This is a genomic window from Aminobacter sp. P4_D5 (genome assembly GCF_056401815.1).
Genome location: NZ_JBFUIP010000737.1, coordinates 1 through 702 on the forward strand (window position 1 = coordinate 1; position 702 = coordinate 702).

At 68.2% G+C, this 702-nt stretch carries 2 protein-coding genes; both read left to right on the forward strand.

The features are described 5' to 3' along the window. The first annotated feature begins 42 nt into the window (after positions 1 to 42). Complete coding sequence (gene mutT, locus AC1DWF_RS34670) at positions 43 to 483, forward strand: 8-oxo-dGTP diphosphatase MutT (protein ID WP_476843008.1); 441 nt, start codon at positions 43 to 45, stop codon at positions 481 to 483. Positions 484 to 532: 49 nt separating this feature from the next. Then, positions 533 to 702, forward strand: a 170-nt coding sequence (locus AC1DWF_RS34675; protein ID WP_476843009.1) for a molybdopterin-binding protein, incomplete at its 3' end; no start/stop codon positions are given.

Here is a 702-nt window from a genome sequence, read left to right on the forward strand (position 1 = left end):
GTGCAGCAGTTCCTGTCGCGCAACCGCAACATGCCGGTGATCATGTTCAAGCGGGTCGCCGCGCCGTCCAGGCCGGCCGCGCAAAAGCCGATCCTGCTGGTCGTCGCCTGCGCGCTGGTGGACAGCGACGGCCGAATCCTCCTGGCGCAGCGGCCGGAGGGGAAATCGATGGCCGGGCTCTGGGAATTCCCCGGCGGCAAGCTGGACGAGGGCGAGACGCCGGAGGCCGCGCTGATCCGCGAACTCCGGGAAGAACTCAGCATCGAGACACAGGAATCCTGCCTCTCGCCGCTCTTCTTCGCGAGCCACGGCTACGAGAAGTTTCACCTGCTGATGCCGCTCTACATCTGCCGGAAATGGCAGGGGCGCGTCGCCGCCACGGAAGGGCAGGCGCTGGCCTGGGTGCGGCCGGAGAAGCTGGCCGACTATCCCATGCCGCCGGCGGACGTGCCGCTGGTCGCCCTGCTGCGCGACTTCCTGTGAGGCGCGGCCGGGACTAGGCTCCGTCCCGTCGCGCTGAACGAGGACGTCCATGAATCCCATCGCCTGCCTGCTCATCATCGGCAACGAGGTGCTCTCGGGCCGCACGCGCGACGCCAACCTGCAGTTCCTCGCGACCCGGCTCGGCGAGATCGGCATTCCCATGCGCGAGGTGCGCGTCATCCCCGATGTGGAGGAGACGATCGTCGCGGTGGTGAACGA